This window comes from bacterium, from assembly GCA_024228115.1.
Lineage (GTDB): Bacteria > Myxococcota_A > UBA9160 > UBA9160 > UBA6930.
The window spans coordinates 1-1,047 of record JAAETT010000230.1; the positions used below are offsets into that span (position 1 = coordinate 1).

At 60.7% G+C, this 1,047-nt stretch carries 1 protein-coding gene; it reads right to left on the minus strand.

Annotated elements, in window-relative coordinates:
- Positions 1-97 precede the first annotated feature (97 nt).
- Positions 98-829, minus strand: coding sequence for a hypothetical protein (locus GY937_10510; protein ID MCP5057142.1), 732 nt, complete (start codon positions 827-829; stop codon positions 98-100).
- Positions 830-1,047: the final 218 nt, after the last annotated feature.

The window sequence follows — 1,047 nt, forward strand, 5'->3', positions numbered from 1 at the left end:
ACACTACCTCGCGGCTCTCGATCGCGAACTCGACACCGATCCGACCGACACCGATTCGCCGTTCTGACGAGAAACCAGCACTCGCGCGCGACCACGGCTAGATGATCAGATTTCTACGGTTTCTCGTGATCGCCAACAACCCGCCCCCCGACAGGAGAAGGGTCAGTTGGTTCTTCCAGCGATCCTCCCGCCCCTCCTTTCCATACGCCTCACCCAGCGTCTCGACAAAACCACGCTGAATCTCTTCGCCCACAAGGTCTGACGCGTACGCAAGGGGCGAGGGGCGAGGCAACCTGGCGTTCCTGGCGGCCTCCAGGACAACGGGTTTCTCTCCGAACACTCCTCGCTCTCGCTGCTGCCGGATCTCCTCCGTGCTTACAGCGGAGCTGTTCGCCGACACTGCGTAAAGCTGCAGCAACAGGGCGCGACACTGCTCATCTACCTTGTTCGCCGCCGCACGATGCGACCGGGCGGCGTAAATCGCCTTGGTGGTCCTTCCGGTCTCACCGCTCCCGATCTCAGTGAAGCGAAAGAAGGAAATGTCAGTTGTCCAGGCACCGATGTCAGCGATGCAGTAGAGGCCCTCTTCCATCTCCGGGGACATTGCGTATGCGGCAACCGTCGCGGATGACTCGGGGCACAGTTCGACAAGCCGCTCCTCCGCTGCCGGGAGAAGAACTTCTTGCACAGCTCTTACGAGGCGAATAGCCTCGGTCAAAGGCATCGCCTGCTCGACCGAGGACGAGATCCGCCACGCCTGAAAAACTACCCGGGCGTACGCTTCGTTGAGGCCGGAGCCCGCATCGACCAGATCAACCGGCGCCGACACGCTATAGGTCGTTCGAGGAATTCGACCACCAGTAAGTTCTTCGGGCAATTCAACGCGGCTCTGTCGCATCGCCCACGCCACTAGTCCCTTGTCACACCAAAAGCTGGGGGTAGAGTCGTCGCAGTTTCACGCGGGCTTGTTGGGTCGTGAATTGCCAGTCGACGCCCTTCGTCGTTCGGTTGCGATCGTCTTGCCAGGCTTGGACTTGGCGCGTGAGA